Here is a 26,158-nt window from a genome sequence, read left to right on the forward strand (position 1 = left end):
CCATCAGCGCACTAGAACGTTGCCGCATAACGCTGCAGTTCCCAGCCGCTGACGTGGCGGGCGTATTCCACCCATTCCATGCGCTTCAGGCGAATGAACTCGTGCGACAGCGTGTCACCCAGGGCGCCGCGCACCACCTCGTCGGCTTCGAGGGCGTCGACCGCCTGCTCCAGCGATTGCGGCAGCAGGCCATGACCACGCTGGCGGATCTCGGCCAGCGAGAGCTTGAACAGGTCTTCGGTGCAATCGGGGCCCGGGTCCAGCCCGCGGTCGATGCCGTCCAGCCCCGCCGCGATCAAGGCCGCGGTGGCGAGGTAGGGGTTCGCGCTCGCGTCGGGCAGGCGCCACTCGAAACGGCCGGGCAGGGTGCGCAGCGTGGCGCTGCGGTTGTTCGGCCCGTGGGCGATGTAGGCCGGTGCCCAGGACGTGCCCGACAGCGATTCACCGACGACCAGGCGCTTGTAGCTGTTGACGGTGGGCGCGGCCAGCGCGCACAGCGCGGGCGAATGGGCCAGCACGCCGGCCAAGAACTGCCGCCCCAGCGGCGACAGCAATTCAGGCCCGCCCTTGGTGGCCGGCGCAAAGAGGCAGCGGTGGGTGGTGTCCCACAGCGAGAGGTGAAAGTGCAGCCCGCTGCCCGGCTGGTTGGCAAAGGGCTTGGGCATCATCGAGAAGACCATGCCGCGCTCTTCGGCCAGCGCATGCGCGGCCAGCTTGAACAGCATCACGTGGTCGGCGCTCGACAGGCAGTCGTCGAAGGCGAAATTGACCTCGTACTGGCCATGCGCGTCTTCATGGTCCAGTTGCAGCACGTCGAGACCGCTCTTCGACAGCGTCTCGTGCAGCGCGTGCAGGTAGCCCGCCTGGCGCGGCAGCGACTTCAGGTCGTAAGAAGGCTTGTCGAGCCGGTCATGGTCGTCGGCGGGGCGCCATTGGCCGGCCTCGTGCTTCAGCAAGAAGAACTCGGGCTCGATGCCGGTCTTCAACACCCAGCCGCGCTCGGCCAGCCGCTGCACGCCGCGCAGCAACACCTGCCGGGGGCAGGCATCGAAGGGCTGGTTGTCGACATAGCCGCTGCACACTGCGCGCGCATAGCCCGGCATCCACGGCATCGGCTGGATGCGCTCGACATCGGCGCGGGCGTAGTACTCGGCCCGCGCACCGGTGCGTGGCAAGGCCGTGCCCCAGATCGACGGGCCGGCAAAACCGGCACCGGTCTCGATCAGCTCACCGAGCTTGGCCAACGGCACATACTTGCCCTTGGCCACGCCGTGCATGTCGGTGAACTGGGCGAGCACGGTGTGCACGCCTTGGGCTGCCAAGCGCTGCTGAATATCTATCACCCCCACGCTCCCTCTGGTCGCTGCCCCCCGAGGGGGCTCGCGCGGCGGACCGGCAGAGCCGGATCCGCGCACGCCACTTGAATCGGGCGACACTGCGTGCGCCCGGAAATGCTTAGTCCAACCGTATCCAGGTCGTCTTGAGCTCGGTGTACTTGTCGAATGCGTGCAGCGACTTGTCGCGGCCATTGCCGCTTTGCTTGTAGCCGCCGAAGGGCACGGTGATGTCGTCTTCGTCGTACTGGTTCACGTGCACGGTGCCGGCGCGCAGCGCGCGGGCCACGCGGTGGGCGCGGTTGATGTTGTCGCTCCACACGCTCGCCTGCAGGCCGTAGCTCGAGTTGTTGGCCAGGGCGATGCCCTCGGCTTCGGTCTCGAACTTGATGATGCCCATCACCGGGCCGAAGATCTCTTCGCGAGCGATCTTCATGCCGTTGTTGACGTTGGTGAACACGGTCGGCTCGACGTAGTAGCCGCCGGTCTCGCTGCGGACCTGCTTGCCGCCGGCCAGCACCTGGGCGCCTTCCTGGTGGCCGGCGTCGATGTAGCTCAGCACGGTGCGCAGCTGGGTTTCGTCGACCAGCGCGCCGAGCTCGGTGCTGGCGCTCAGCGGGTCGCCCGGAGCGTACTTCGGTGCCTCGGCGGCCACCAGCTTGGCGAACTCTTCGGCGATGCCGGCTTGCACCAACACGCGCGACGGCGCGTTGCAGCTTTCGCCCTGGTTGAAGAACATGCTGCCGGCCACGGTGCGCGCGGCGCGCTGGATGTCGGCGAAGTCGTCGAAGACGACGAAGGCCGACTTGCCGCCGAGCTCGTTGTAGACGCGCTTGAGGTTGCTCTTGCCGGCGTATTCGTACATGCGGCGGCCGACGCGGGTCGAGCCGGTGAAGCCGATCGCATCGACCTCCATGTGCATCGCCAGCGCTTCGCCGGCCTCGTGGCCAAAGCCCGGCACCACGTTGAACACGCCGGGCGGGATGCCGGCCTCGACGGCCAGTTCGGCCAGACGCAGCGCGGTGTAGGGGCTCTTCTCGCTGGGCTTCAAAACCACCGAGTTGCCGGCGGCCAGCGCGGGGCCGAGCTTCCACGCGGCCATGATCATCGGGTAGTTCCACGGCACGATGGCGCCGATCACGCCCATCGGCTCGCGCGTGATCAGCGCCAGCGCCGAGTCCGGCGTCGGGGCGATCTCGTCGTAGATCTTGTCCACGGCTTCGGCGTACCAGGCGATGCAGCGGGCGCACGAAGGCACATCGACGCTGAGCGAATACTGGATCGGTTTGCCCATGTCCAGCGTTTCGAGCAGCGCGAGTTCTTCTTTCGCGCCGAGGATCTTGTCGGCGAAGCGCTGCAGGATCTTCTTGCGCGCGGCCGGCGCCTTGCCGGCCCAGCGCCGGTCTTCGAACGCGGCGCGGGCGGCACGCACGGCGAGGTCGATGTCGGCGGCCTGGCCGCGCACGACGGGGCCCAGCAGCCGGTTGTCGATCGGTGAGTGCTTGTCGAAGGTCTGGCCGTCGGCAGCGGCGACACGCTCGCCGTTGATCACGCTGCGGCCATCCAGTGTCTGCGTGGTGGCGCGTTGGGTCCAGTCGATGGTGGACATGATGGGTCTCTCCAAAAGTGAAAGTGGCCGCCTGGTGGGCGGCCACCGTGGCTGCCGCCAGATTAGAACGCGACGACCATCGACGCGCCGATCAGGGAGTTGTTCTTCTTGAACGTGCCGTCGGTGACGTCTTCGAACACCGCGCGGTCGGCGCCGTCCAGGCGGTATTCGAGCTTCACGGTGGTCGCCTTGTCGAAGGCGTACTTCAGGCCCAGGCTGATCGCGTAGCGGTTGGCGCCGCGGTTCAGGTCGCCGGCCGGGTCGGGGCCGATGCCGTTGCGGCTGTCGTTGTAGCTGCCGTTGTCGGGGTCGTAGTAGCCGTTGTAGGTGTACAGGCCGCCGCCGTTCTTGTCGTTCTTGATGTAGTCGGCGCGCACCAGGCCTTGCAGGCGCGGCGTGAACATGTAGCCCGCCAGGCCCGACAGGCCCACCCATTGCGAATCGCGCCAGTTGCCGTTGGCGTCCGGCGTGATCGCGCCTTCCTTCTGCTTGCCCAGGCTCAACTGGCCTTGCAGCGTCCAGTCGCCACGGATGAAGTAGCCGTCGACCTCGGCCAGGTAGGCCATGGTGTTCTTCTGCTCGAAGTTGAAGTTCGGCGACTTGCCGACCAGGCTGGCGAAGCCCCAGCCGTTGAACTCACCCTTCGCGTAGTCGACGCGGAAGGCCCACACCGGCGACTTCTCGTGCGCCTGGCGGATCGGCGCGTTGACGTTGGCGATCGCGGTGCGCACCCACCACTTGCCGTCCTTCAGGTCGAGGCCCACGCCGGTGTAGCCGAAGGGCAGGGTGAAGTCGTACAGCAGGTTGTGGGTGGTGAACGGGTTCAGCGTCGGTTGCTGGTACTCGTAGCCCGACCAATCGGGGATCTGGCCGGCGATCAGGCGCGTTTGCAGGCTGCCCAGCGGCACCGAGACGCTGGCCTCTTGCACGATGCTCATGCCGTCGATGCCGGCGCCGACACCGCGGTTGGGCGTCAGTGTCAGGTGCCAGAGCGTGCCGCCGTCGGTTTCTTTCAGGAAGTCGATCGTCGCCGAGCCCATGAACGAGGTGTCGTAGGCATAACCGTCGGACTGCTGGTTCAGGAACTGGAAGCCCGCGCGGTCCTGGCGCTGGTTGTAGATGAACACCGGCTCGATGAAGCCGGTGACCTTCAGGCCCTTGTAGCCCTGGCTTTCCAACGAGTCTTCGATCGCTTCGGTCTTCACCGCGATGCGGTTGAAGTCCTGCACCTGCTCGGGCGTCATGCCCCACTTGGGCTCGGCGGCCGCGGCGGGCTTGGCCGGCTGGGCCGCGACCTTCTTCTCGAGCTCTTCGACGCGGGCGCGCAAGGCCTTCAGTTCTTTCAGCAACTCCTCGTTGCTCTGCGCCATGGCGCCCGGGGCCCCGAAAGCGGCCAACAGGGCAACGGACAAGGCGGTGAGTCGGATGTTCTTCATAGGGTCTCCGGGGGGTGAGGACTTTTCAGGACGCATCGCGCTGGGCAGCGCTGATTTCGAGAGCCCGCCGGCGCTCGGCTCGGGCAACCAGGATGCTGGCGACGGTGACGCACACCGCCACGACAACGATGATCACGGTGGCCACGGCGTTGACGCTGGGGTTCAGGCCCAGCCGGGCACGCGAGAAGATGACGAGCGGCATCGTCGTGGCGCCAGGGCCCGACAGAAAGGCCGACACCACCACGTCGTCGAGCGACAGGCTGAAGGTCAGCAACCAGGCCGACACCAGCGACTGCGAAATCATCGGCAGCGTGACGAGGTAGAAGACCTGCCAGGGCTTGGCGCCCAGGTCCATCGCGGCCTCTTCGAGCTGCGGGTTCAGGTCTTGCAGGCGCGCCGAGATGACCACCGCCGCGTACGACAGGCCCATCATCAGGTGGCCCAGCAGGATGGTCAGCAGGCCACGCTCCGGAAAGCCGATGGCCTTCTGGATCGACACCAGCATCAACAGCAGCGACAGGCCCTGGATGACCTCGGGCATCACCAGCGGCGCGTTGACCATGCCCGAGAACAGCGTGCGGCCGGTGAAGCGCTTGTACTTGACCAGCGCGAAGGCGGCGAGGGTGCCGAAGATGACCGAGAAGCAGGCCGACAGGAACGCGATCTTGATCGACAGCCACAGGCCCGACAGGATCTCGCTGTCGCCCGCCAGCTTCTCGTACCACTCGAGCGTGAAGCCGCCCCACGAGGTGGGCAGCGGCGATTTGTTGAACGAGTAGATGATCAGCGTGATCATCGGCAGGTACAGGAACAGGTAGCCCCCGACCAGCCAGGCCTTGCTGAGCCCGCTCGTGAAGCGGGCGCCGAAAACGGTGCGGTGCGAGCTCATGCGCGGCGCTCCTGGGCTTCCGCCTGGTATTTGTTGAACAGCGCCAGCGGCAGCACGATCAGCAGCACCAGCACCACGGCGACAGACGACGCCATCGGCCAGTCGTTGTTGCTGAAGAATTCGTCCCACAGCACGCGGCCGATCATCAGCGTCTGCGGGCCACCCAGCAGTTCGGGCGTGACGAACTCGCCGACGCACGGGATGAACACCAGCATCGAGCCGGCGATGATGCCGGCCTTGGACAGCGGCACCGTGATCTTCCAGAACGCCACCGACGGTGTCGCACCCAGGTCGGCCGCGGCTTCGAGCAGGCGCAGGTCCATCTTCGCCAGGTTCGCGTACAGCGGCAGGATCATGAACGGCAGGTAGGTGTAGGTCATGCCCACCACCAGCGAGAACGGCGTGTGCATGTACTTGTCCAGCGCCTCGATCATCCCGCCGGCCAGCAGCAGGTGGTCGATGCGCAGCCAGGTCAGCAACTCGGCCACCCAGCCGCCTTCGTCGAGCAGGCCCTTCCAGGCGTACACACGCAGCAGGAACGACGTCCAGAACGGCAGCATCACCAGCATCAGCAGCGTCGGCTGCAGTGAGGGCCGCGAGCGGGCCATGAAGTAGGCGAACGGGTAGCCGATGAACAGGCAGCAGATGGTCGTCACCGCGGCGTACTTCAGGCTCGACAGGTAGGCCTTGAAATACAGGTCGTCGCTGGTGATGAAGATGTAGTTCGAGTACTTCAGCGTCAGCTTAACGATGCCGTCGGCGACGGTCATCACGTCCTGCACCGCGACCGCCCCCATCTCGGAGAACGAGAACTTCAAGACGATCAGGAACGGCGCCAGGAAGAACAGCAGCAGCCAGGCATACGGGATGCCGATGACCGCGCTGCGGCCGCGCCACCAGCGTGGCTTGCGAAGGGCAAAGCTCATGGGTGGGTGCCTCTTATTGCGTCAGCACCACGTGCGCCGCGTCGGTCCAGTGGGCCCAGACGGTGTCGCCCCAGGTGAAGTCGTGCTGGCGGTGCCGCTCGGTGTTGGCCTGGCTGACCGCCATCACCATGCCGCTGGCCAGCTTGATGCGGTAGACGGTGAAGCTGCCGAAGTACGACAGCTCTTCGACCGTGCCGCGCGCGGTGTTGAACTCGCCGTCGGGCTTTTCGGCTGCGAGCTGGATCTTCTCTGGCCGCAGCGCCACCGCCACCGGCATGCCCAGCGTGCCGGTGATGCCGTGGCCCACATAGTGGCGGCAGTCGGCGCAGTCGATGACCACGTGGTCGGGTTCGTCGACCGCCACGGTGCCGTCCATCAGGTTGACGTTGCCGATGAAGTCGGCCACGAAGCGCGAGGCCGGGGTTTCGTAGATCTCGTTTGGCGTGCCCACCTGCAGGAAGTGGCCCTCGCTCATCACCGCGATGCGCGAGGCCATCGTCATGGCTTCTTCCTGGTCGTGCGTCACCATCACGCAGGTCACGCCGACCTGCTCGATGATGTTGACCAGTTCGATCTGCGTCTGCTCGCGCAGCTTCTTGTCGAGTGCGCCGAGCGGCTCGTCCAGCAGCAGCAGTTCAGGCTGCTTGGCCAGGCTGCGCGCCAGCGCCACGCGCTGCTGCTGGCCGCCAGACAGCTGATGCGGCTTGCGCTTGGCGAACTTGCCCAGTTGCACCAGCTTGAGCATCGCGTCGACACGCGCATCGACCTGGTCCTTGGGCAGCCCGTCACGCCGCAGGCCGAAGGCGATGTTGTCCCACACCGTCAGGTGCGGGAACAGCGCGTACGACTGGAACATCATGTTCAGCGGCCGCTCGTAGGGCGGCATGCCCGACAGGTCGACGCCGTTGAGCACGATGCTGCCCGAGGTGGGCGTTTCGAAACCCGCCAGCATGCGCAGCAGTGTGGTCTTGCCGCAGCCCGAGGAACCCAGCAACGCAAAGATCTCGCCCTTGGCGATGTCCAGGTTCACATGGTTGACGGCCTTGTAGCCGCCGAAGTCCTTCACCACGTCTTTGATCTGAAGAAACTTCGAGTTGTCAGTCATAGTGCCCCCACGCTCCCTCTGGTCGCTGCCCCCCGAGGGGGCTCGCGCAGCGGGCCGGCAGAGCCGGACCCGCGCACGCCACCGGGCTTGGTTGATTTGTGTTGGAAGGGAAGGGACTCTTACAGTCCCGTCTTGAAGCTCGTGTAGACCCGGTTCTGCTGCCGGCGGATCTCGTTGTTCAGCAGGTCGGCCGAGCCCTTCATCAGCTTCACGTTTTCTTCCGACAGGAACACCGTCGGGTTGTTGGCGACCTCGGGCTTGATGAACTTCTTCGACTCGGTGGTCGGGTTGGCGTAGAAGACCTTGTTGGTCAACGACGCGCTGACCTCGGGCTTCAGGATGTAGTTGATCCACTTGTGCGCGTTGCCCGGGTGCGGCGCGTCGGCCGGGATCGCCATCACGTCGAAGAACAGCAGGCCGCCGTTCTTCGGGATCAGGGCTTCGATCTTCTGGCCGGTCTTGCCGTCGATCGCGCGCTGGCGGGCGATGTTGATGTCGCCCGACCAGCCCAGCGCCACGCAGATCGAGCCGCTGGCCATGTCGTTGATGTAGCCGGACGAGCTGAACAGCGTCACGTAGGGCCGCACCGTCTTCAGCAGGTTCGAGGCCGCGGTGTAGTCGGCCGGGTTCTTCGAGACACGCTCCTTGCCCAGGTAGTGCAGCGCCGATGGCACCACTTCGTCGGCCGAGTCGAGGAACGACACGCCGCAGGACTTCAGCTTGCTGATGTACTCGGGCTTGAAGACCAGGTCCCAGACGTTGTCGGGCATCGGCGTCGAGCCCAGCGCGGCCTTGACCTTGTCGACGTTGATGCCCACGGTGGTGTACCCCCACAACCAGTCGACGAGGTGCTCGTTGCCCGGGTCGATCTTCGACAGCTGCGCTGCGATCGCCGGGTCGATGTTCTTCATGTTCGGGATCTGCGACTTGTCCAGCTTGGCCAGCAGCCCGCCCAGGATCTGCAGGCCTGCCCAGTTAGATGAAGGGACGACGATGTCGTAGCCCGTCTTGCCGGCCACCAGCTTGGCGTGCAGGATTTCGTTGTTGTCGAAGTTGTCGTAGCGGACCTTGATGCCGGTCTCTTTTTCGAAGTTCTTGACCGTGTCGTCAGCGATGTAGTCCGACCAGTTGTAGATGTTGAGGACCTTTTCTTCCTCTTGGGCCTGGGCCGGGCCGGCGACGGCCAGCAAGGTGGTGGCCAGCATCAAGGCTGTGCGGGCGAACGAGAACTTCATGTGGGAATCTCCGTTTGACGAAGTGAAATCAGGGGAAAGGGCTGGCGCAGCGGGGTGGTTCGCAAGGCGAGGGCGGGCCCGCTGCCGGCGGGGTCGACCGGCAGTCTAGGCGCCGCCTTTCCGGGCGGTCATCGGGGGAAGCCATCGGTGCGGCCGCCGCTCCTGAAATCAAAGCCAGCCCTTGGCTTGCACGTCGGCCAGCGTCAGGTCGAGGGCCTTGCGCACCAGCGCCATCATTTCGTCGATCTGCGCGCGGGTCATCACCAGCGGCGGGGCGATGATCATGCGGTCGCCCACGGCGCGCATGATCAGCCCGTTGCCGAAGCAGTGGCCGCGGCAGACCATGCCGACTTCCAGCTCGCCAGGGAAGGGTGTGCCCTTTGCCTTGTCTTTCACCAGCAGAATCGCGCCCATCAAACCGCATGTGTCGGTGCTGCCGACCAAGGGGTGGTCGCGCAGCCCGGCGAATTGCTCCGCAAGATACGGGCCAACGTCCTCGCGCACATGCTCGACCAGCTTCAGCTGCTGGATCAGCTTGATGTTGGCGATCGCCACCGCGCAGGCCACCGGGTGGCCCGAGTAGGTGTAGCCGTGGTTGAAGTCGCCGCCTTGCTCGATCAGCACCTTGGCCACGCGGTCGCCCACCATCACGCCGCCCAGCGGGATGTAGCCCGAGGTCACGCCCTTGGCGAAGGTCATCAGGTCGGGCTTGCTGCCCATGGTCTCGCAGCCGAACCAGTTGCCGGTGCGGCCGAAGCCGGTGATGACCTCGTCGCTGACCAGCAGGATGTTGTACTTGTCGCAGATGCGCTGGATCTCGGGCCAGTAGGTCTTGGGCGGCACGATCACGCCACCGGCGCCTTGCACCGGCTCGCCGATGAAGGCAGCGACCTTCTCGGGCCCCACTTCGAGGATCTTGGCCTCGAGCCAGCCGGCGGCCACCTTGCCGAACTCGTCCGGGTCCATGCCCTTGCCGTTTTCGAACCAGTAGGGCTGCTCGATGTGCACGATGTTGGGGATCGGCAGGCCCCCTTGGGCGTGCATGCCGCTCATGCCGCCGAGCGAGGCGCCGGCCATCGTCGAGCCGTGGTAGCCGTTGTGGCGGCTGATGATGACCTGGCGCTCGGGCTGGCCAAGGATGTCCCAGTAGCGGCGCACCATGCGCACGATGGTGTCGTTGCCTTCAGAGCCCGAGCCGGCGAAGAACACATGCTGGAACTGCGGCGGCGTCACCTGCGACAGCAGCTCGGCCAGCTCGATGGCGGGTGGCGTGGCCGTCTGGAAGAAGGCGTTGTAGAACGGCAGCTCTTTCAGCTGGCGCGTGGCCGCGTCGATCAGCGCCTGCTGGCCGTAGCCGACGTTGACGCACCACAGGCCGCTCATCGCGTCGAGGATCTTCTTGCCCTCGCTGTCCCAGAGGTAGATGCCTTCGGCCTTGGTGATGATGCGCGAGCCCTTCTTGGCCAGTGCGCCGAAGTCGGTGAACGGGTGCAGGAAGTGCGCAGCGTCGGCCTGCTGCCACTCCTTGGTCGAACGCTTGCTGGCAACGGCGGGGGCTTGGATGGTGATGTTGCTCATGGTGATCAGCAGGAAGAGGTCAAAAACATGGTGAGGGTGGTGAAGAGTCCGTGCCGAGCGGGCCGAGATCGGTTCGCTCAGCAGGGGGATCCACCGCGCTCAGACGTGAAGCAGCAGGTGCTCGCGCTCCCACGGCGAGATCACCTTCATGAACTCGGCGTGCTCGATTTCCTTCACCTCGGTATAGACGGTGACGAAATCCTTGCCCAGCACGTCGGCCAGGGCGGTCTCGTTGCGCAGCAGTTCGAGCGCTTCGCCCAGGCTGCGCGGCAGCTGGTAGTCACCCAGGTAGGCATCGCCCTTGCACTCGGGCGACGGGGCGATCTTGTTCTTGATGCCGAGGTAGCCGCAGGCCAGCGTGGCGGCCAGCGCGACATACGGGTTGGCATCGGCGCCGATCACGCGGTTTTCGATCCGGCGCGCCTGCGCGCTGGCCACCGGTGAGCGGATACCGACGGTGCGGTTGTCGGTGCCCCACTGGATGTTGATCGGCGCCGCGGTGAAGCGGGCCAGCCGGCGATAGCTGTTCACGTAAGGGGCGAACAGCGCCATCGCGGCGGGGATGTATTTCTGCAGCCCGCCGATGTACCAGTAGAACTCGTCGCTGGGCGTGCCGTCTTCCTTGCTGAACAGGTTGCGGCCGGTCGCCTTGCTGACCAGGCTCTGGTGGATGTGCATCGCGCTGCCCGGCTCGCCGGCGATCGGCTTGGCCATGAAGGTGGCGTACATGTCGTGCCGCAGCGCCGCCTCGCGCACCGTGCGCTTGAAGAAGAACACCTCGTCGGCCAGGCCCAGCGGGTGGGCGTGGAAGAAGTTGATCTCCATCTGGCCGGCACCGATCTCGTGAATCAGCGTGTCGACGTTGAGCTCCATCTTCTCGCAGTAGTCGTAGACGTCTTCGAACAGCGGGTCGAACTCGTTGACCGCGTCGATCGAATAGGCCTGGCGCGAGGTTTCGCTGCGACCGCTGCGGCCGACCGGCGGCTTCAGCGGCATGTCGGGGTCGGTGTTGCGGGCCACGAGGTAGAACTCGAGCTCCGGCGCGACCACCGGCTCCCAGCCCTCGGCGGCAAACAGGTCGCACACGCGGCGCAGCACCGAGCGCGGGGCGAAGGGCACCAGGTTGCCGTCGCGGTCGTAGCAGTCGTGGATGACCTGCGCCGTCGGGTCGGTCGCCCAGGGCACGATGCGCACGGTAGCCGGGTCGGGCCGCAGGTGCATGTCGCGGTCGGTCGGATTGATGACGTCGTAGTACGGGCCCTCTTCGGGGAACTCGCCCGTCACGCCCATGCCGACGATGGCTTCGGGCAGCCGCATGCCGCGGTCCTCGGTGAACTTCTGGCGCGGCAGGATCTTGCCGCGGGCGACACCGGTGAGGTCGGGCACGAGGCACTCGATCTCGGTGACGCGGTTCATGTTGAGCCACTGTTCGAGCTCGGCGAAATTGAAATGTTCTCTGCTGGCCATGAGGCACCTGCTGTTGTGTATCTGCGCGCGGGTGGGCCCCCGGTTTCAAGCCGAGGCGCGGGCCGCGCGGGCCCCGCGATAGGGTGGTGGCGTCAGGTGGGCCCGGTCACGGGTGGGGGCCTCGCCGCCCTTCGCGGTAGCGGCGGCAGGCTTCGCCGAAAGCGGTGAGCATCTTCATCGACACGGGGTTGTCGGCGGCCAGCCACTCGGGGTGCCATTGCACGCACAGCGAGAAGCCGGCCGAGTCGGCCACGGAAAAGGCTTCGACCACGCCGTCTGGCGCGCGGGCCTCGACCCGCAGGCCATCGGCCAGCCGCTTGACCGCCTGGCCGTGCACCGAGTTGACCTCGAAGCGCGGCTGGCCGACGACCTTGGCGAGCACACCGCCTTCGGCCACCACCACGTCGTGGGCGGGGGCGTAGACCTCGTCCGCCGGTGCACCGTCGGCGCCGCGGTGGTCTTCATGGCCCTCGTGCTCGTGCACCGCCTGGTACAGCGAGCCGCCGAGCGCCACGTTGGCCTCTTGGGTGCCGCGGCAGATGGTGAACAGCGGGATGCCGCGGTCGACCACGCGGCGGATCAGCGGCAGTGTCCAGCTGTCGCGCAGCGGGTCCAGCGGCAGCGCCGGGTCGTGCACCTCTTCGCCGAAATGGCTGGGGTGCACGTTCGACGGCGAGCCAGTCAGCAGCACGCCGTCGGCCAGGTCGAGCAGCGTGTCGAGCTCGGCCTCGTCGGCCGAAGGCACGACCAGCGGCTGGCCACCGGCCAGGCGCACGGCGTCGATGTACTTCTTGCCGGCGATGTGGAAAGGGTGCTCGCCGAGCATGCGGTTGCACGCTGGCACGAGCACGATGGGCTTGGCCGCGACAGGGGTGCCGGCGGCGGCCAGGGTTTGGGGCTGGGTCATATCGTTCATCCGAGCAAGTCTCTCAGGCGGTACCAGGCCATGCCCAGCACCAGCGCCGGGGTGCGCAGCCAACGGCCGCCCGGGAAGGCATGGTGCTTCAGGCGTGCAAAAACGTCAAAGCGCGAGGCGTCACCGTTCATGGCCTCGGCCACCAGCTTGCCGGCCAGGCCGGTCAACGCCAGGCCGTGGCCCGAGAAGCCTTGCAGGTAGTAGAGGTTGGGGCCGATGCGGCCGAAATCGGGCGCGCGGTTCATCGTGATGTCGACGAAGCCGCCCCAGGCGTACTGGATCTTCACGCCGGCCAGCTGCGGGAAGGTGCCCACCATGCGCTGGCGCATGCTTTCGGCCAGGTTGCGCGGCGTCATCGTGCTATAGCTCACCCGGCCGCCGTACAGCATGCGGTTGTCGTTGGTCGGGCGGAAGTAGTCGAGCACGAAGTTGGTGTCGCAGACGGCCGAGCGGTTGGGCACCAGCGAATCGGCCAGCGCCGGCGCAATGGGCTCGGAGCAGACGATGTAGGTGCCGACCGGCATGATCCGCTGTTCGAGCTGCGGCGCCATCCCTTGAAGATAGACGTTGCCGGCGAGCAGCGCCTGCTTGGCGCGTACCTCGCCCTGGGCGGTGGCCACGCGCACGCCGCCGGCCACCTGCTCGATGGCAGTGACCGGGCTGTTCTCATGGATTTGCACGCCCGCCCGGGCCACGGCCGCGGCGATGCCGAGCGAATACTTCAGCGGGTGCAGGTGGCCCGAATGCGGGTCGTGGATGCCGCCGGCGTAGCGCGGGCTGTCGATCCAGCGCTGCGTTTCGCTCGGCGCGATGCGGGTGAACTGCGCGCCGTAGACCTCGGCCATGCGGTCGGCCCAATCGGCCAGGTCTTTGGCCTTGCTGGGGCTGGTGGCCAGGCCCAGGTAGCCGTCGCGCCAGTCGCAGTCGATCTGATGGGTGGCGATGCGGGCGCGGATCAGGTCGATCGCTTCGAGCGACATCGCCCAGACGCGCTTGGCGTCTTCGAGCCCGAGCTGAGCCTCGATGGTTTCCTGGTCGCATGCCAGGCCGTGGATGGCCTGGCCGCCGTTGCGCCCGCTGGCGCCCCACGCCACGTCCTTGGCTTCCAGCAGCGTGACCTTGAAGCCCAGGCCGGCCAGCTCCAGTGCGGCGCTGAGCCCGGCGAGGCCGCCCCCCACGATGGCCACGTCGCAATCGACAGTGCCAGTCAACGAAGGGAACCCCGGCCCGCGCTGCACGGTGGCAGCGTAGTACGAATCGCGGGCGAGATCGCGGTCAATGCTGAGGAAACTCATATGTAGGCGCTAGGCATGCCCTCGGTTCGTGGATCGGCGTCGGCTATTGGCGTGATGGGTTCAAGCGACCCGCTTCAGCGCCGTGGCAATGGTGCCGACGAGTTGGTCGATCTGCGCCCGCTCGATGATCAGCGGCGGCGACAAGGCAATCGTGTCACCGGTGGTGCGGATCAGCACGCCGGCGTTGTAGCAATCGAGGAACACGTCGAACGCGCGTTGCGTCGGTGCGCCGGGGCGCGAGCTGAGCTCGATGCCGCCGACCAGCCCGATGTTGCGGATGTCGATGACGTTGGGCAGGCCCTTGAGCGAGTGCAGGGCTTCGGCAAAGTAACCCTGCAGCTCGGCGGCGCGGGTCAACAGGCCTTCTTCGGTGTAGGTCTCGAGCGTGGCCAAACCCGCCGCGCAGGCCAGCGGGTGGGCCGAGTAGGTGTAGCCGTGAAAGAACTCGATCAGGTGCTCGGGCCCTTGCATGAAGGTGTCGTAGATCGACTGCTTGGCGATCACGGCGCCCATCGGCACGCAGCCGTTGGTCAGGCCCTTGGCGGCGGTGATCAGGTCGGGGGTGACGCCGAAGGTCTGCGCCCCGAAGGCCGAGCCGGTGCGGCCGAAGCCGGTGATGACCTCGTCGAAGATCAGCAAGATGCCATGCTGGTCGCAGATCTGGCGCAGCTTGTTCAGGTAGCCGACCGGTGGCACCAGCACGCCGGTAGAGCCGGCCACCGGCTCGACGATCACCGCGGCGATGGTCGAGGCGTCGTGCAGCGCGATCAGGCGCTCGAGGTCTTCGGCGATCTCGGCACCGTTGGCCGGCTGGCCGACGCTGAAGGCATTGCGCGCCGGGTCATGGGTATGGCGGATGTGGTCGACGCCGCCCAGCATGTTGCCGAACATCTTGCGGTTGGCGACCATGCCCCCGACCGAGATGCCGCCAAAGTTGACGCCGTGGTAACCCCGCTCGCGGCCGATCAGCCGGGTGCGCTGGCCTTCGCCGCGCACGCGGTGGTAGGCCAGGGCCATCTTCAGCGCGGTTTCCACCGACTCGGAGCCCGAGTTGGTGAAGAACACCTTGTTCATGCCGGCCGGGGCCAGCTCGGCCACCTTGTGCGCCAGCTCGAAGGCCTTGGGGTGCGCCATCTGGAAGGGCGGCGCGTAGTCCAGCTCGGCGGCCTGCTCGGCGATCGCCTTGACGATCTTCGGCCGCGCATGGCCGGCGTTCACGCACCACAGGCCGGCCACGCCGTCGAGCACCTGGCGCCCATCGTCGGTCCAGAAGTGCATGCCCTCGGCCCGGGTGAACATCCGCGGGGCCTTCTTGAACTGGCGGTTGGCCGTGAACGGCATCCAGTAGGCGTCGAGAGCGGCGGGCGAGGGCGTGGTCATCTTCGATCTCCGGGCCCTGCCAGCGACTGGGCTGTCACTGATGAGGGCGTTGATAGGGAAGAGAGTCTAGAGAAGACCCCACGCAATGTGCTTGCGCGATCTGCACGGGGCAACCCTAGGTGGCGCAACTTTCTGCGAAGAATTCTGAGACACTTGGAACAATATGCGAGATTCTCCGAAAACACCGCAATTGGATGCGATCGACAGGCTCATTCTGGAGGAGCTTCAGGCCGATGGAAAGCTGTCGAATGTCGAGCTGGCGCAACGGGTTCATTTGTCGCCCTCGGCCTGCCTGCGGCGCGTCAAGCAGCTGGAAGACGAGGGGGTGATTGCCCAGTATGTCGCGCTGCTGAACCCCAAGGCGATCGGCCAGCACGGCACCAGCTTCACCATCATCAACCTCGAGAACATGAGCAACGCGCTGCTCGAGGCCTTCGAGCGGGCGGTGCGCGACGAGCCGCAGATCCTGGACTGCTTCTATGTGGCCGGCTCGAACGACTACCTGATCCGCTTCGCCTACCGCGACGCCGAAGACCTGGAGCGCTTCCACACCGAGGTCTTGATGCGCCTGCCGGGTGTGGAACGCTCGAACTCGATGCTGGTGCTGCGCACGGTCAAGAAGACGACGGCGTTGCCGTTGAGCGTGGATTAGCTTAGCTTGCGGGCACGAAGGCAGCAGCTCGTTTGGACCGAATCGCGCTGAGCAGCGAGTTGGCCAGAGTCTGAACTTGGACGAACGTGCCGTCAGGGCCCCGACCAATTTGCAATGCCTCGGCCACGTCGGATCCGCACCAGTCGCGCGTGGCGCACAGCAGCAGTGTTTGCGTGGCCTCGGCGTCGCAGACGAGGCCCAGGCTGCATTCGACCAGCAGCCAGGCATCGTCCATCAGGTCGCGGTCGGCTGGACTTCGATAGTGGTGCCCATCGAAATACGGCGTCTCGCCAATTGGATCGCGAAAGTCGAGGTGGACCAGGCTTTCCATCGCAATGGGGTCGCCACTGTCCAGGAGCGCCCGGGCTTGACGAAGGCTGTCTTCCCTGGATTTCCCGCTTGAATTCGGCACCAGCATCGCAAACAGGGGGTCTGAATTGAGCGTGGCCTTTTCTGCGCTCAGTGCTGCCGACAACCGCTCGAAGAACTCGTCGGACGTGATGTCGCAGCGAGCTTCGAGCAATGCAGCGGACTGGAGTGCCTGGTTGGATGTCGCCTGCGGTTTCGTCGAATCGCGCGCCGACTGAAACTTGTCGCACTGTTGACTCGCCTCTGCCGCATAAATGAAGCCGCCACGCGGCGCGTCCTTCAGGGCTGCCGCAATGAATTGCCGATAGCTTCTCGCATCGTTGAGTTGGCGAAGAAGGGTTTCCAATGCTTGGCGCGTCTCTGGCGATGCCGAACTTGAAGCAACGGGTTCGGAGTTCAGGCGCTGCTCGTTGAATGCGGGTGAGGCTTCAACAGTCGCGGGAGCTGTGGTTTCTCGCGTACCGGATGAAGTCTGTGAGTCACCTGCCGACTGGGATGGATACAGGGCGATGGCAACCACAACGGCAACCGCGCCCACGGCTGCCAATGCATGCAGTCTGTTCACGAATTCAGACTCTCGTTTGAAGTTGACGCTCGAGCCGGCGGCGCGGCATCAAATGCAATATTTCTGCCGGGGACCGAGTTCGCCAACGATTGGCTGACCACCATTCGCCGCAGGTTGCCGTCATCGATATTCGATCGCGCAGCCAGTCGATCTGTACATCGACCCACGGCAAGCCGATGGATGCTAGCACGCAGCTAACGAATTACATGTTCGCAGACAGGGCCCATCAAATTGCACGAGCTGGGGAAAGTATCGTTGGCTCGCGTTTCTGTTCGCGGGGCGCCGTGCTCACGGCGCGGGCGCAGGCCGTGGCCGCGTCACCTCGGCCTGCAGCCGCCGCAGCGGCAACGACTGCGGCGATGTGCGGGCCAGAAAGCTCAGCAACCCCTCGCGCACTTCGCAACGCAAGTCGAAGTTGGGCCCTGAAGCGGCCGAGCTGACCAGCACCCGCAGCTGCATCGCCTGATCGTTGGTGTCGGTCACCTGCACCAGGCAGACCTTGCCGTCCCAGTGCTGCGAGGCCTCGCACAGGCGGCGGGCTTCGGCGCGGACGGCGTCGACCGATGCCGTGAAATCGACCCACAGGAAGACGGTGCCGAGCAGGTCGGCGGTCGTGCGGGTCCAGTTCTGGAACGGGTGCTCGATGAACCAGCTCAGCGGGATGACCAGCCGCCGCTCGTCCCAGATGCGCAGCACGACATAGGTCGCGGTGATCTCCTCGACGCGGCCCCATTCGCCTTCGACGATCAGCACGTCGTCGATGCGCAGTGGCTGCGCCAGCGCGATCTGCAGGCCCGCCAGCAGGTTACTGAAGACCGACTTGGCGGCGATGCCGACCACCAGCCCGGCCACGCCCGCCGATGCCAGCAGGCTGGTGCCGAACTGGCGCGCGCGCGGGAACGTCATCAGCACGAGGGCCAGGCCGGTGACCAGCGTGGCGCTGCCGGCGATGCGCGAGAGCACCCGGGCCTGGGTGTGGATGCGCCGGGCGGCGAGGTTGTCGGCCACGTCGGCCGGGTGCCGGGCGATCACGCCGTCGGCCAGGCCGCGTATCGCGCCGATGCCCAGCAACGTCAGCGACAGGATCAGCAGCACGCCATTGATGTGCTGCACCAGCGCGAGGCCGGGCAGGTCGTCCGGCGCCCCTTGCCACACCAGTTGCAGCACGATCAGCGGCAACAGCGCCTGGGCCGGCCGGTCGCAACGGCGCAGCACCGCCTGCGCCACCACCGACCAGCCCGCCATGCGGCGCAGCACCGGCCGCAGCAGCCGGTGCGCCAGTTGTGCCACCACGAGCACCCCGCATGCCAGCAAGGCCAAGTTTCCCCAGGGTTCCAGAGCCGTCCAATTCATCGTTCGTCCACAAAAAACAAAGCGATCGCGCACCGGAGCAAATATCGCTCCTGCATGGGGTGCCTCTGCAAGGCACAGGGCCCGCAGCGATGCAATTTGGCAGCCCATCCGCGGGCCTCCTCTGTTGACAGCCCTGGCGGCGACGGTTAAATTGTCTGAAAGCGCTTTCAGCAACCGTTTTCGGCCAACGCCATCCGGGTTGAAATCAAGGCGGCGGCAAAGCAGAACACGACGAGGCGACATTGGGGACAGTTGAGCAAGCGCAAATGCATGGCGGGCAAGACGGCGAATCGGCCGGGCCCAGCCGACGGGCCTGCCTGGCCGGGGCGGCCGGCTTGGCGGCGGCTTGGGCGCTGCCGGGTTCGCCGGCACGGGCCGCCGGCGACACCCGCCAGCACCTGACGATCGCTGCCTATCCGGCGGTCGACAAGGTCGTCAAGGCGGCGCTGCCGGCCTTCAAGGCGCAGCATCCGAACGTCGACATCGACGTGATCAGCCGCGAGTTCGCCGACCACCACACGGCGATGACCACCGCGCTGACCACCGCCAGCAACCTGCCGGACCTGATGACGCTCGAGGTCGACTACCTCGGCCGCTTCGCCCGCGGCATCGGGCTGGAAGACTTGGCCCAGCCGCCGTACAACGCGCTGCAATACCGCGACCGGTTCGTGCCCTATGCGTTCGACCAGGCGATCGACAAGACCGGCGCGGTGCTGGCGCTGCCCACCGACATCGGCGCCGGCACGCTGCTGTACCGCGCCGACCTGCTGGCCAAGGCCGGCGTCAGCGAAGCCGACCTGACCGCGTCGTGGGACAGCTACGTGGCTGCCGGCCTGCGCGTGCGTGCGGCCACCGGTGCCTACTTGCTGCCCAACGCGCGCGACATCAAGGACATCATGATCCGCACCCGCATCGAGCCGGGCGAGGGGCTGTTCTACGACAAGCAGTCGCGGGCGCTGATCACCACGCGCCGGTTCCACCGGGCCTTCGAGCTGTCGCTGAAAGTGCGGCAGAACAAGCTCGACGCGCAGGTGCGGCCGTGGTCGTCCGACTGGGCCGAGGGCTTCCGGCGCGGCGCCATCGCCACGCAGATGACCGGCGCCTGGATGGCCGCGCACCTGCACGGCTGGCTGGCGCCGAAGACGAGCGGCCTGTGGCGCGCCTCGCAGTTGCCCGAGGGCGCCTACGCGGCGTCCGGCGGCACCTTCTTCGCCATCCCGCGCTGCTCCACGCCCGAGCACAAGCCCCTGGCCTGGGAGTTCATCCGCATGATGACGCTCAGCCGCGAGCAGCAGCTGGCGGCCTTCAAGTCTCAAGATGCGTTTCCGGCGCTGCTCGAAACCTACGACGACCCGTTCTTCGAGCAGCCGATCGAGTTTCTCGGTGGCCAGGCTGGGCGTGTGTTGTGGCGCGACGCGGCGCGCCGCATCAAGGCCGTGCAGGTGCACAAGCAGGACCACTTCGCGAGCGAGGTGGTCAACACCGAACTCGACAAGGTGCTGGACCAGGGCAAGCCGATCGATCAGGCGCTGGCCGATGCACAACGCCTGATCCAGTCGAGGGCGCTGCGATGAACCAACCCGTGTCTGCGGTGAACACCGCCGCTGCCGCCGTGCCCCAGCGCGCCGCAGTTGGCCTGCGCGCGCGCCTTCGGCTGTCTCCGCGCTGGGCGCCGTATGTGCTGCTGGCGCCGTTCCTCGTGCTGTTCGTGGTGTTCGGGCTGTACCCGCTGCTGTTCTCGCTCTACCTCGCGTTCCAGAGCTGGGAGCCCACGAGCGGCCTGCATGCGATGCAGTTCGTCGGCCTCGACAACTTTGCCTTCGCGCTGCAAGACGAGTGGTTCTGGAAATCGCTGTCCAACACCGGCTGGCTGGCGCTGGCCTCGGGCTTGCCGCAGCACCTGGTCGCGATCCCCGTGGCGTGCTTCATCCATGCCCGCATCAAGCGCTTTCGCAACCTGCTGGTCGGGGCGTATTTCGTGCCCTACATCACCTCGACGGTGGCGATCGCGATCCTGTTCACCTCGCTGTTCTCGACCGACTACGGGCTCATCAACTCTGGCCTGCGCGCCATCTGGAACGGCGAGCCGATCGACTGGCTGAACAAGCCCGGCACGATCAAGCCGACGATCGCGCTGCTGGTGTTCTGGCGCTATGTAGGCTTCAACGTGGTGCTGTACCTGGCGGCGCTTCAGACCATCCCGGCCGATCTGTACGAAGCGGCGACGATCGACGGCGCCAAGGCCTGGCAGCAGTTTCGCTACATCACGCTGCCGAGCTTGCGGCCGGCCATCCTGTTCGGCGTCACGCTCAGCGTCATCGGCGGCCTGCAGCTGTTCGAAGAGCCGTTCATCCTGACCAACGGCAAGGGCGGGTCCGACCAGGCCGGCATGACGACCGCGTTCTACCTGTTCCGCATGGCCTTTGACTTCAACGATTTCGGGGCGGCCAGCGCGATGTCGTGGCTGCTATTCGCGGTGGTCGCCGTGTTGACCTGGGTCACCCACAAGGCCCTGGGCCGGAGGACCTGACGATGGCCCACACTGCAAGCGCCACCTTGTCGAGCCGCACATCCAGCCGCGCGTCGCAGCGCCTGAACGCCTGGACGGCCTACACGACCGTCGGCCTCGGCGCGCTGGTGATGCTGACGCCGTTCTACTTCCTGTTCGTCTTCGCCACCCAGTCGCGGCAAGAGCTGTTCAGCCTGCCGCCGCCGCTGTTCTTCGGCAACGACCTGTGGGCCAACATCGAGATCCTGACCGGCCGCATCCCGTTCCTGCGCAACCTGGGCTGGAGCGTCTACGTGGCGCTCGCCTCCACCGCGCTGACGCTGCTGTTCTGCTCGATGGGCGGCACCGCGTTCGCGCTCTACGAGTTCCGCTTCAAGAAGCAGCTGTTCGCGCTGGTGATGGCCACGATGCTGCTGCCGTCGTTCATGACCATCATCCCGAACTTCATGGTGATGGACGCGCTGGGCTGGATCGACCAGCCGCGGGCGCTGTACGTGCCCGGCGCGGCCGGCGCCTTCGGCATCTTCCTGATGCGGCAGTCGGTGATCGCGGCGATCCCGCGCGAGCTGATCGAGGCCGCGCGGATGGACGGCTGCGGCGAATTCGCGATCTATTGGCGCATCGTGCTGCCGCTGCTGAAGCCGGCGCTCGGCACGCTCGGCCTGGCGACCTTCATCGCTTCGTGGAACAACTTCATCGGGCCGCTGGTGGTGATGCGCACGCCCGACATGTACACGCTGCCGCTGGCGCTGCGCACGATGCAAAGCCCGGTCGACACCGAGTGGGGCGCGCTGATGGCCGGCACCGCCATCGCCACGCTGCCGCTGCTGGTGTTGTTTGCCCTGGCGTCCCGGCAACTGATCGCGGGCCTGACGGCCGGCGCGGTCAAGTAGTGAATCGACTTTCCCTCTCCGACAACCTTCGGCAACTCACGGCCCACCCGGCCGCACCTTGGCGTTTGCAATGAATTCGAACGACATCAACAACATCGACTCGACGTTCCCGCCCGATTTCTTGTGGGGCGTGGCCACCAGCGCCTTCCAGATCGAAGGCGCCGCCGCCGAGGATGGCAAGGGCCGTTCGATCTGGGACGATTTCTGCCGCGTGCCTGGCGCCATCGTCGACGGCAGCAATGGCGACCGCGCCTGCGACCACTACCACCGCTGGGCCGGCGATCTCGACATCGTCAAGGGCCTGGGCGTCGATGCCTACCGCTTCTCGATCTCGTGGCCGCGCGTTCGCCCGGGCGGCACCGGCGCGTGGAACGAGCGCGGCATGGCCTTCTACGACCGGCTGATCGACGGCCTGCTCGAGCGCGGCCTCAAGCCCTGCCTGACGCTCTACCACTGGGACCTGCCTTCAGAGCTGCAGGCCGCGGGCGGCTGGGCCAGCCGCGACACCGTGCACCGCTTCGTCGAGTACGCGCAAGAGATCGGCCGCCGCTTCGGTGACCGCGCCGAGTCGATCACCACCCACAACGAGCCGTGGATCGTGGCCACGCTGGGTTACGAGACCGGCACCTTCGCGCCCGGCCTGAAAGACCGCGCCATGGCGGCCCAGGCCTCGCACCACCTGCTGCTCAGCCACGGCCTGTCGCTGCAGGCGCTGCGCGCGCAGGGGTGCAAGGCGCCGCTGGGCATCGTGCTGAACCTGTCGCCCACGTACCCGGCCACCGATTCGCCCGAGGATCACAAGAGCGCCAAGCTGGCCGACGCGCACCTGCTGCGCTGGTACCTCGACCCGATCTTCCATGGCCGCTACCCGCAAGAGGCGCTGGACGACCTGGGTGCCAGTGCGCCGAAGGTTGAAGCCGGTGACTTCGAGGCCATTGGCCAGAAGCTGGACTACCTGGGCATCAACTACTACTCGCGCTCGGTCATCAGCGCCAACGGCCCGTGGAAGGCCGGCAGTCAGGGCCACGCCCTGACCGACATGGGCTGGGAGGTCTACCCGCAGGGGCTGACCGAGCTGCTGCTGCGCCTGCACCGCGACTACGCCGGCGTGCCGCTGTACATCACCGAGAACGGCGCCGCCTTCAAAGACCAGATCGCCAACGGCCAGGTGCACGACACCGACCGCACGCGCTACCTTGCCGAGCACATCCAGGCGGTGGCCAACGCGATGAAGCAGGGCGCCCCGGTCGGCGGCTACATGGTGTGGAGCCTGATGGACAACTTCGAATGGGCCTCGGGCTACGAGAAGCGCTTTGGCATCGTGCATGTCGACTACGAGTCGCAGGCACGGCACCTGAAAGACAGCGCTTGCTGGTACCGAGATTTCCTGAAGCGCCAGCGCCTGCTGCGCAGCAGCGTCACCCGGCCGGCTTGATCGAACTGCGAGGGACAACCCCATGGCACAAGTCTCGCTGCGCGGCCTGCGCAAACGCTTTGGCGATGTCGAGGTCCTGAAGGGCATCGAGCTCGACGTGCGCAACGGCGAGTTCATGGTCTTCGTCGGCCCGTCGGGCTGCGGCAAGTCGACCACCTTGCGCCTGATCGCCGGGCTGGAGGAACTGGACGAGGGCGACATCCTGATCGACGGCGCGAGCGCCAAAGACCAGCGCCCCGCCGAGCGCGGCACCGCGATGGTGTTCCAGAGCTACGCGCTGTACCCGCACATGACGGTGGCCGACAACCTGGGCTTTGCGCTCAAGATGGCCGGCGTGGGCAGCGCCGAGCGCAAGGCGCAGGTGCAGCGCGCGGCCGAAACGCTGCGCATCACCGACCTGCTCAAGCGCTACCCGCGCGAGCTTTCGGGTGGCCAGCGCCAGCGCGTGGCGATCGGCCGCGCGATCGTGCGCAAGCCGCGGGTGTTCCTGTTCGACGAGCCGCTGTCGAACCTCGACGCCGCGCTGCGCGTGGACATGCGCATCGAGATCTCGCGCCTGCACCAGGAGCTGGGCACGACGGTGATCTACGTCACCCACGACCAGGTCGAGGCGATGACGATGGGCCAGCGCATCGCGCTGTTCAACAAGGGCCGCATCGAGCAGGTCGGCGCACCGATGGACCTGTACCGCGCACCGGCCAACGAGTTCGTCGCCGGCTTCATCGGCTCGCCACGCATCAACCTGATCGACCGGCCAGTGGCCGGCCAGGCCACGCCGGAGCATGGCGCCTTGTGGGACAAGCTGGGCTTGGGGCCTGCGCAGCGCGCGGGCCTGCGGCCCGAGCACCTGGCGGTCGCGCCGAGCGGGCAGGGCGTGCCGGCGGTGGTCGAGCTGGCCGAATACCTGGGCGACTCGACCCTCGTCCACCTGCGTGTGCCCGGCGTGGCGAACCTGCTGACCGCCCGGGCCAACGGCGGCATCGAGGTGCTTCATGCCGGTGCCCCGGTCGGCCTGCTGCCCGAGGCCGACAAGGCGATCGCCTTCGACGCGCAAGGTTGCCTGGTGGCTTGACGCTCGGCGCGGGTGGCCGCGCCTCGCGCAGCCCCGGGCTCACCCGCCCACGACACTGTCGGGCCGGTGTACGACGCCGGGGCGAGATAGATCGTGGACGGTGGGCGTGCTGGCCCAGGCTCGCCTCAAATCCGCCACCGGCAACGCCGGCCGCCAGTGGCCGTGCGCCAGCTCCTTCAGCCGGACACGCAGCAGGTATTGCCAGGGGTCGAACACCTCCTGCATGCGCGGCTTGCCGTGGAACTTGACGATGGTGCTGGCGGCGAGGGCCGCGCGCGCCTGGGCCGGTGAACGGCGCGCCAGGCGCATCAGCCGCTTGAAGCTTTCCACGGTGCCGGGCGAGAAGGTGCTGACTGAAGCCTGCAGGCCGCGCGCGGCGATCACGCCGTTGATGAAGTCCTGGTCGCCGGGCACGCGCTGGTCGAAGCGCTCGCCGTTGACGAAGGCCTCGTAGATGGCCGACAGCGCGCCGCGGCGGATGCACATCACGCTGGAGTTGAGGCCCTCGTGGTGCCAGTCATCGACAGCCACCAGGCCGTGCGGGCAGGTGAAGGCTTCGTGCAGCAGGCTGGCCATGTCGCGCTGGATCACCAGCGTCAGGTCCAGGTACAGCAGGCGCTCGAATTCGACGTAGGCCGGGTTGAACAGGCCGAGCTTCAAGGTCGTGGCGCGCATGCCTGGGCGCCGAAGCTCCGTCCAGCCATCGCAGCGCCGCAGCTCGACACCTGGCGGCAGCCCGCGTTCACGGTCGCTGAAGCAAACCAGGCGAAACGGCACCGGGCAGTGGCGTACCAGCATGCCGTGCAGCCGGGCCACATACAGGTCGGCCCGGCCTTCCATGTCGCCCACGGCCAGGCAGCCAATCGCGATCGGCGGCGCGCCCGCCGGAGCCAGTGGCGAAGGTGAGGCCAGCATGCTCAGGTGGCGCTGTCGATCGGCACGCCCATCGCGGTGAAGGCCTGCTGCATCGCGCGGCGCTCGGCGTCGGACTTGAATTGCACCCGGTCCCACCCGAAGGCGCGCACCTGGGTGTCGGGCCCATAGATCTGGCGCGCCAGCAGCAAAGAGGTGGAACGCACACCCACGACCGCGGCAAAGGTCTGGCGCGGCATCCATTGCTCCAGCGGCTCGTCGAGCTCGACCTGCACATCGCCGGCGACCGACAGCTCGGCGTGCTTGTCCTTGGGGTGGGACTTGTAGACGACGTGGTGGATGTCGTTCTCGGTTAGCCAGTCGCGCATGCGCGAGGTCACCGCCGACAGGCCGGCCGCGTCGAGCAGGCCGGTGCCCACCAGGGGTTGGCCGATCACCAGTGCGCGCCGCACGCCGGCTGGCCGGGCCGCCTGCGGCGCCGCGGGCTGCGCCAGGCCCGCCAGTGCGACGACCTTCTGCGCGGGGTATTCGTGCGGCAGCCCCGGCAGCACATAGATGCGGTCGCAAAAGGGCGCGTCAGAGCCGATGCGGTCGCCCGAAAACGGCGTGTAGCGAAGCTCTGGCGCCACCAGGCGGCGAACGCCGCGCAGGCGCATCAGCCATTGCTTGGTGCCCGACAGCGGGTAGCGCCGGACGTTGATGATGCCGTCGGGCAGGATGCGGGCGTGCATCGACCGGGCGCCGCACAGGCGGGGCAGGGCATGCAGCAGGTAGTTGATGGCTTCGGTGTCGAAGACGGCGCTGTGCAGGTGCAGCACGTCGGCCTGGCCGATCAACCGCGCCACGCGGCGGATGTTGTCGCGCAGCCGGCGATGGCGGCCGAACGGGCCCGGCAGCGGGTCCCACCGGGGCCACGGCATGTGCATCGTGGCGTCCCAGTCCTGCTGGCGCACGATGGCCTGCACGCCGGGCTGGTACCAGACCAGCACCTGCATGGCGCCGGCCTCGTGCTGCTGCGCGATGCGGCGTGCCGCCAGGTACTGCAGCGGCGACGCCACGAAATACACCGCCACGCGGCGCGACGCCAGGGCCGCAGCAGGCTGCCTGAGTGGGCCGGGGCTGCCCGCCCACGGCCCGACCGCGGCAGACGATGCCGACCACTGCAGCGAAGCGCCGGCAGCTTCCTCGGGCCCGGCCGGGTGGGGCCAGGGCGACGCGTGCGATGACATGGGCGGGCCTTGGGCAAGGTGAGGTTCAGCCCAGCTTA

22 protein-coding genes are annotated in these 26,158 nt (G+C 66.9%); 6 read left to right on the forward strand and 16 right to left on the reverse strand.

Annotated features, from left to right (window positions below):
• Nucleotides 1-11: 11 nt before the first annotated feature.
• The 12 genes from glnT to ACE3SG_RS12950 form a co-directional block, all read right to left on the reverse strand.
• Nucleotides 12-1,343 (reverse strand): type III glutamate--ammonia ligase, encoded by a 1,332-nt coding sequence (gene glnT / locus ACE3SG_RS12895; protein WP_374565485.1) that lies wholly within the window; start codon nucleotides 1,341-1,343, stop codon nucleotides 12-14.
• A gap of 112 nt (nucleotides 1,344-1,455) precedes the next feature.
• Complete coding sequence (locus tag ACE3SG_RS12900) at nucleotides 1,456-2,943, reverse strand: aldehyde dehydrogenase (protein WP_374565487.1); 1,488 nt, start codon at nucleotides 2,941-2,943, stop codon at nucleotides 1,456-1,458.
• Between the two features lie 62 nt (nucleotides 2,944-3,005).
• Complete coding sequence (locus tag ACE3SG_RS12905) at nucleotides 3,006-4,379, reverse strand: DUF3138 family protein (protein ID WP_374565488.1); 1,374 nt, start codon at nucleotides 4,377-4,379, stop codon at nucleotides 3,006-3,008.
• 25 nt (nucleotides 4,380-4,404) lie between these two features.
• Nucleotides 4,405-5,268, reverse strand: coding sequence for an ABC transporter permease subunit (locus tag ACE3SG_RS12910; protein ID WP_374565489.1), 864 nt, complete (start codon nucleotides 5,266-5,268; stop codon nucleotides 4,405-4,407).
• Nucleotides 5,265-6,194 (reverse strand): ABC transporter permease subunit, encoded by a 930-nt coding sequence (locus ACE3SG_RS12915; protein ID WP_374565490.1) that lies wholly within the window; start codon nucleotides 6,192-6,194, stop codon nucleotides 5,265-5,267. Before ACE3SG_RS12915 ends, ACE3SG_RS12910 begins: the two co-directional genes overlap by 4 nt.
• A gap of 13 nt (nucleotides 6,195-6,207) precedes the next feature.
• Nucleotides 6,208-7,299: an ABC transporter ATP-binding protein gene (locus ACE3SG_RS12920; RefSeq protein ID WP_374565491.1), complete on the reverse strand. Its 1,092-nt coding sequence runs from the start codon at nucleotides 7,297-7,299 to the stop codon at nucleotides 6,208-6,210.
• Nucleotides 7,300-7,418: 119 nt separating this feature from the next.
• Nucleotides 7,419-8,534 carry a polyamine ABC transporter substrate-binding protein gene (locus tag ACE3SG_RS12925; RefSeq protein ID WP_374565492.1) on the reverse strand — a complete coding sequence of 372 codons (1,116 nt, stop codon included), beginning with the start codon at nucleotides 8,532-8,534 and terminating at the stop codon, nucleotides 7,419-7,421.
• Between the two features lie 168 nt (nucleotides 8,535-8,702).
• Nucleotides 8,703-10,112 (reverse strand): aspartate aminotransferase family protein, encoded by a 1,410-nt coding sequence (locus tag ACE3SG_RS12930; RefSeq protein ID WP_374565493.1) that lies wholly within the window; start codon nucleotides 10,110-10,112, stop codon nucleotides 8,703-8,705.
• A gap of 99 nt (nucleotides 10,113-10,211) precedes the next feature.
• On the reverse strand, nucleotides 10,212-11,579 hold the full coding sequence (locus ACE3SG_RS12935) for a glutamine synthetase family protein (RefSeq protein ID WP_374565495.1): 1,368 nt from the start codon (nucleotides 11,577-11,579) through the stop codon (nucleotides 10,212-10,214).
• Nucleotides 11,580-11,685: 106 nt separating this feature from the next.
• A complete protein-coding gene (locus ACE3SG_RS12940) occupies nucleotides 11,686-12,486 on the reverse strand; it encodes a gamma-glutamyl-gamma-aminobutyrate hydrolase family protein (RefSeq protein WP_374565496.1) in 801 nt (266 codons plus the stop codon).
• A 5-nt stretch (nucleotides 12,487-12,491) separates the two neighbouring features.
• On the reverse strand, nucleotides 12,492-13,790 hold the full coding sequence (locus tag ACE3SG_RS12945) for an NAD(P)/FAD-dependent oxidoreductase (protein WP_374565497.1): 1,299 nt from the start codon (nucleotides 13,788-13,790) through the stop codon (nucleotides 12,492-12,494).
• A gap of 60 nt (nucleotides 13,791-13,850) precedes the next feature.
• Nucleotides 13,851-15,170 (reverse strand): aspartate aminotransferase family protein, encoded by a 1,320-nt coding sequence (locus tag ACE3SG_RS12950; protein ID WP_374565498.1) that lies wholly within the window; start codon nucleotides 15,168-15,170, stop codon nucleotides 13,851-13,853.
• Between the two features lie 163 nt (nucleotides 15,171-15,333).
• On the opposite strand from ACE3SG_RS12950, the gene ACE3SG_RS12955 reads away from it, so the two are divergent.
• Nucleotides 15,334-15,822 (forward strand): Lrp/AsnC family transcriptional regulator, encoded by a 489-nt coding sequence (locus ACE3SG_RS12955; RefSeq protein ID WP_374565499.1) that lies wholly within the window; start codon nucleotides 15,334-15,336, stop codon nucleotides 15,820-15,822.
• A 1-nt stretch (nucleotide 15,823) separates the two neighbouring features.
• On the opposite strand, the gene ACE3SG_RS12960 is transcribed toward ACE3SG_RS12955, so the two are convergent.
• Nucleotides 15,824-16,756 (reverse strand): hypothetical protein, encoded by a 933-nt coding sequence (locus tag ACE3SG_RS12960; RefSeq protein ID WP_374565500.1) that lies wholly within the window; start codon nucleotides 16,754-16,756, stop codon nucleotides 15,824-15,826.
• A gap of 288 nt (nucleotides 16,757-17,044) precedes the next feature.
• Nucleotides 17,045-18,109, reverse strand: a complete 1,065-nt coding sequence (locus tag ACE3SG_RS12965) for a mechanosensitive ion channel family protein (RefSeq protein WP_374565501.1) — start codon at nucleotides 18,107-18,109, stop codon at nucleotides 17,045-17,047.
• A 266-nt stretch (nucleotides 18,110-18,375) separates the two neighbouring features.
• Between ACE3SG_RS12965 and ACE3SG_RS12970 the strand changes: the two genes are divergently transcribed.
• The 5 genes from ACE3SG_RS12970 to ACE3SG_RS12990 all read left to right on the forward strand — a co-directional run bounded on the left by ACE3SG_RS12970 (nucleotide 18,376) and on the right by ACE3SG_RS12990 (nucleotide 24,018).
• On the forward strand, nucleotides 18,376-19,683 hold the full coding sequence (locus ACE3SG_RS12970; RefSeq protein WP_374565502.1) for an extracellular solute-binding protein: 1,308 nt from the start codon (nucleotides 18,376-18,378) through the stop codon (nucleotides 19,681-19,683).
• Complete coding sequence (locus ACE3SG_RS12975; protein WP_374565504.1) at nucleotides 19,680-20,639, forward strand: carbohydrate ABC transporter permease; 960 nt, start codon at nucleotides 19,680-19,682, stop codon at nucleotides 20,637-20,639. Before ACE3SG_RS12970 ends, ACE3SG_RS12975 begins: the two co-directional genes overlap by 4 nt.
• Nucleotides 20,640-20,641: 2 nt before the next feature.
• Complete coding sequence (locus ACE3SG_RS12980; protein ID WP_374565505.1) at nucleotides 20,642-21,511, forward strand: carbohydrate ABC transporter permease; 870 nt, start codon at nucleotides 20,642-20,644, stop codon at nucleotides 21,509-21,511.
• A gap of 70 nt (nucleotides 21,512-21,581) precedes the next feature.
• The gene (locus ACE3SG_RS12985) at nucleotides 21,582-22,946 is read left to right on the forward strand and encodes a GH1 family beta-glucosidase (protein WP_374565506.1); all 1,365 of its coding nucleotides are present in this window, start codon (nucleotides 21,582-21,584) and stop codon (nucleotides 22,944-22,946) included.
• 22 nt (nucleotides 22,947-22,968) lie between these two features.
• The gene (locus ACE3SG_RS12990) at nucleotides 22,969-24,018 is read left to right on the forward strand and encodes an ABC transporter ATP-binding protein (protein ID WP_374565507.1); all 1,050 of its coding nucleotides are present in this window, start codon (nucleotides 22,969-22,971) and stop codon (nucleotides 24,016-24,018) included.
• Nucleotides 24,019-24,057: 39 nt separating this feature from the next.
• Here ACE3SG_RS12990 and ACE3SG_RS12995 read toward each other — a convergent pair whose 3' ends face one another.
• Together ACE3SG_RS12995 and ACE3SG_RS13000 are read right to left on the reverse strand one after the other, a co-directional pair.
• The gene (locus ACE3SG_RS12995) at nucleotides 24,058-24,933 is read right to left on the reverse strand and encodes a hypothetical protein (protein ID WP_374565509.1); all 876 of its coding nucleotides are present in this window, start codon (nucleotides 24,931-24,933) and stop codon (nucleotides 24,058-24,060) included.
• A 2-nt stretch (nucleotides 24,934-24,935) separates the two neighbouring features.
• Complete coding sequence (locus ACE3SG_RS13000) at nucleotides 24,936-26,120, reverse strand: hypothetical protein (protein ID WP_374565510.1); 1,185 nt, start codon at nucleotides 26,118-26,120, stop codon at nucleotides 24,936-24,938.
• Between the last annotated feature and the right edge of the window lie 38 nt (nucleotides 26,121-26,158).

The sequence above is a fragment of the Ideonella sp. genome, from assembly GCF_041914305.1.
In the GTDB taxonomy this organism is placed as follows: Bacteria; Pseudomonadota; Gammaproteobacteria; order Burkholderiales; family Burkholderiaceae_C; genus Ideonella.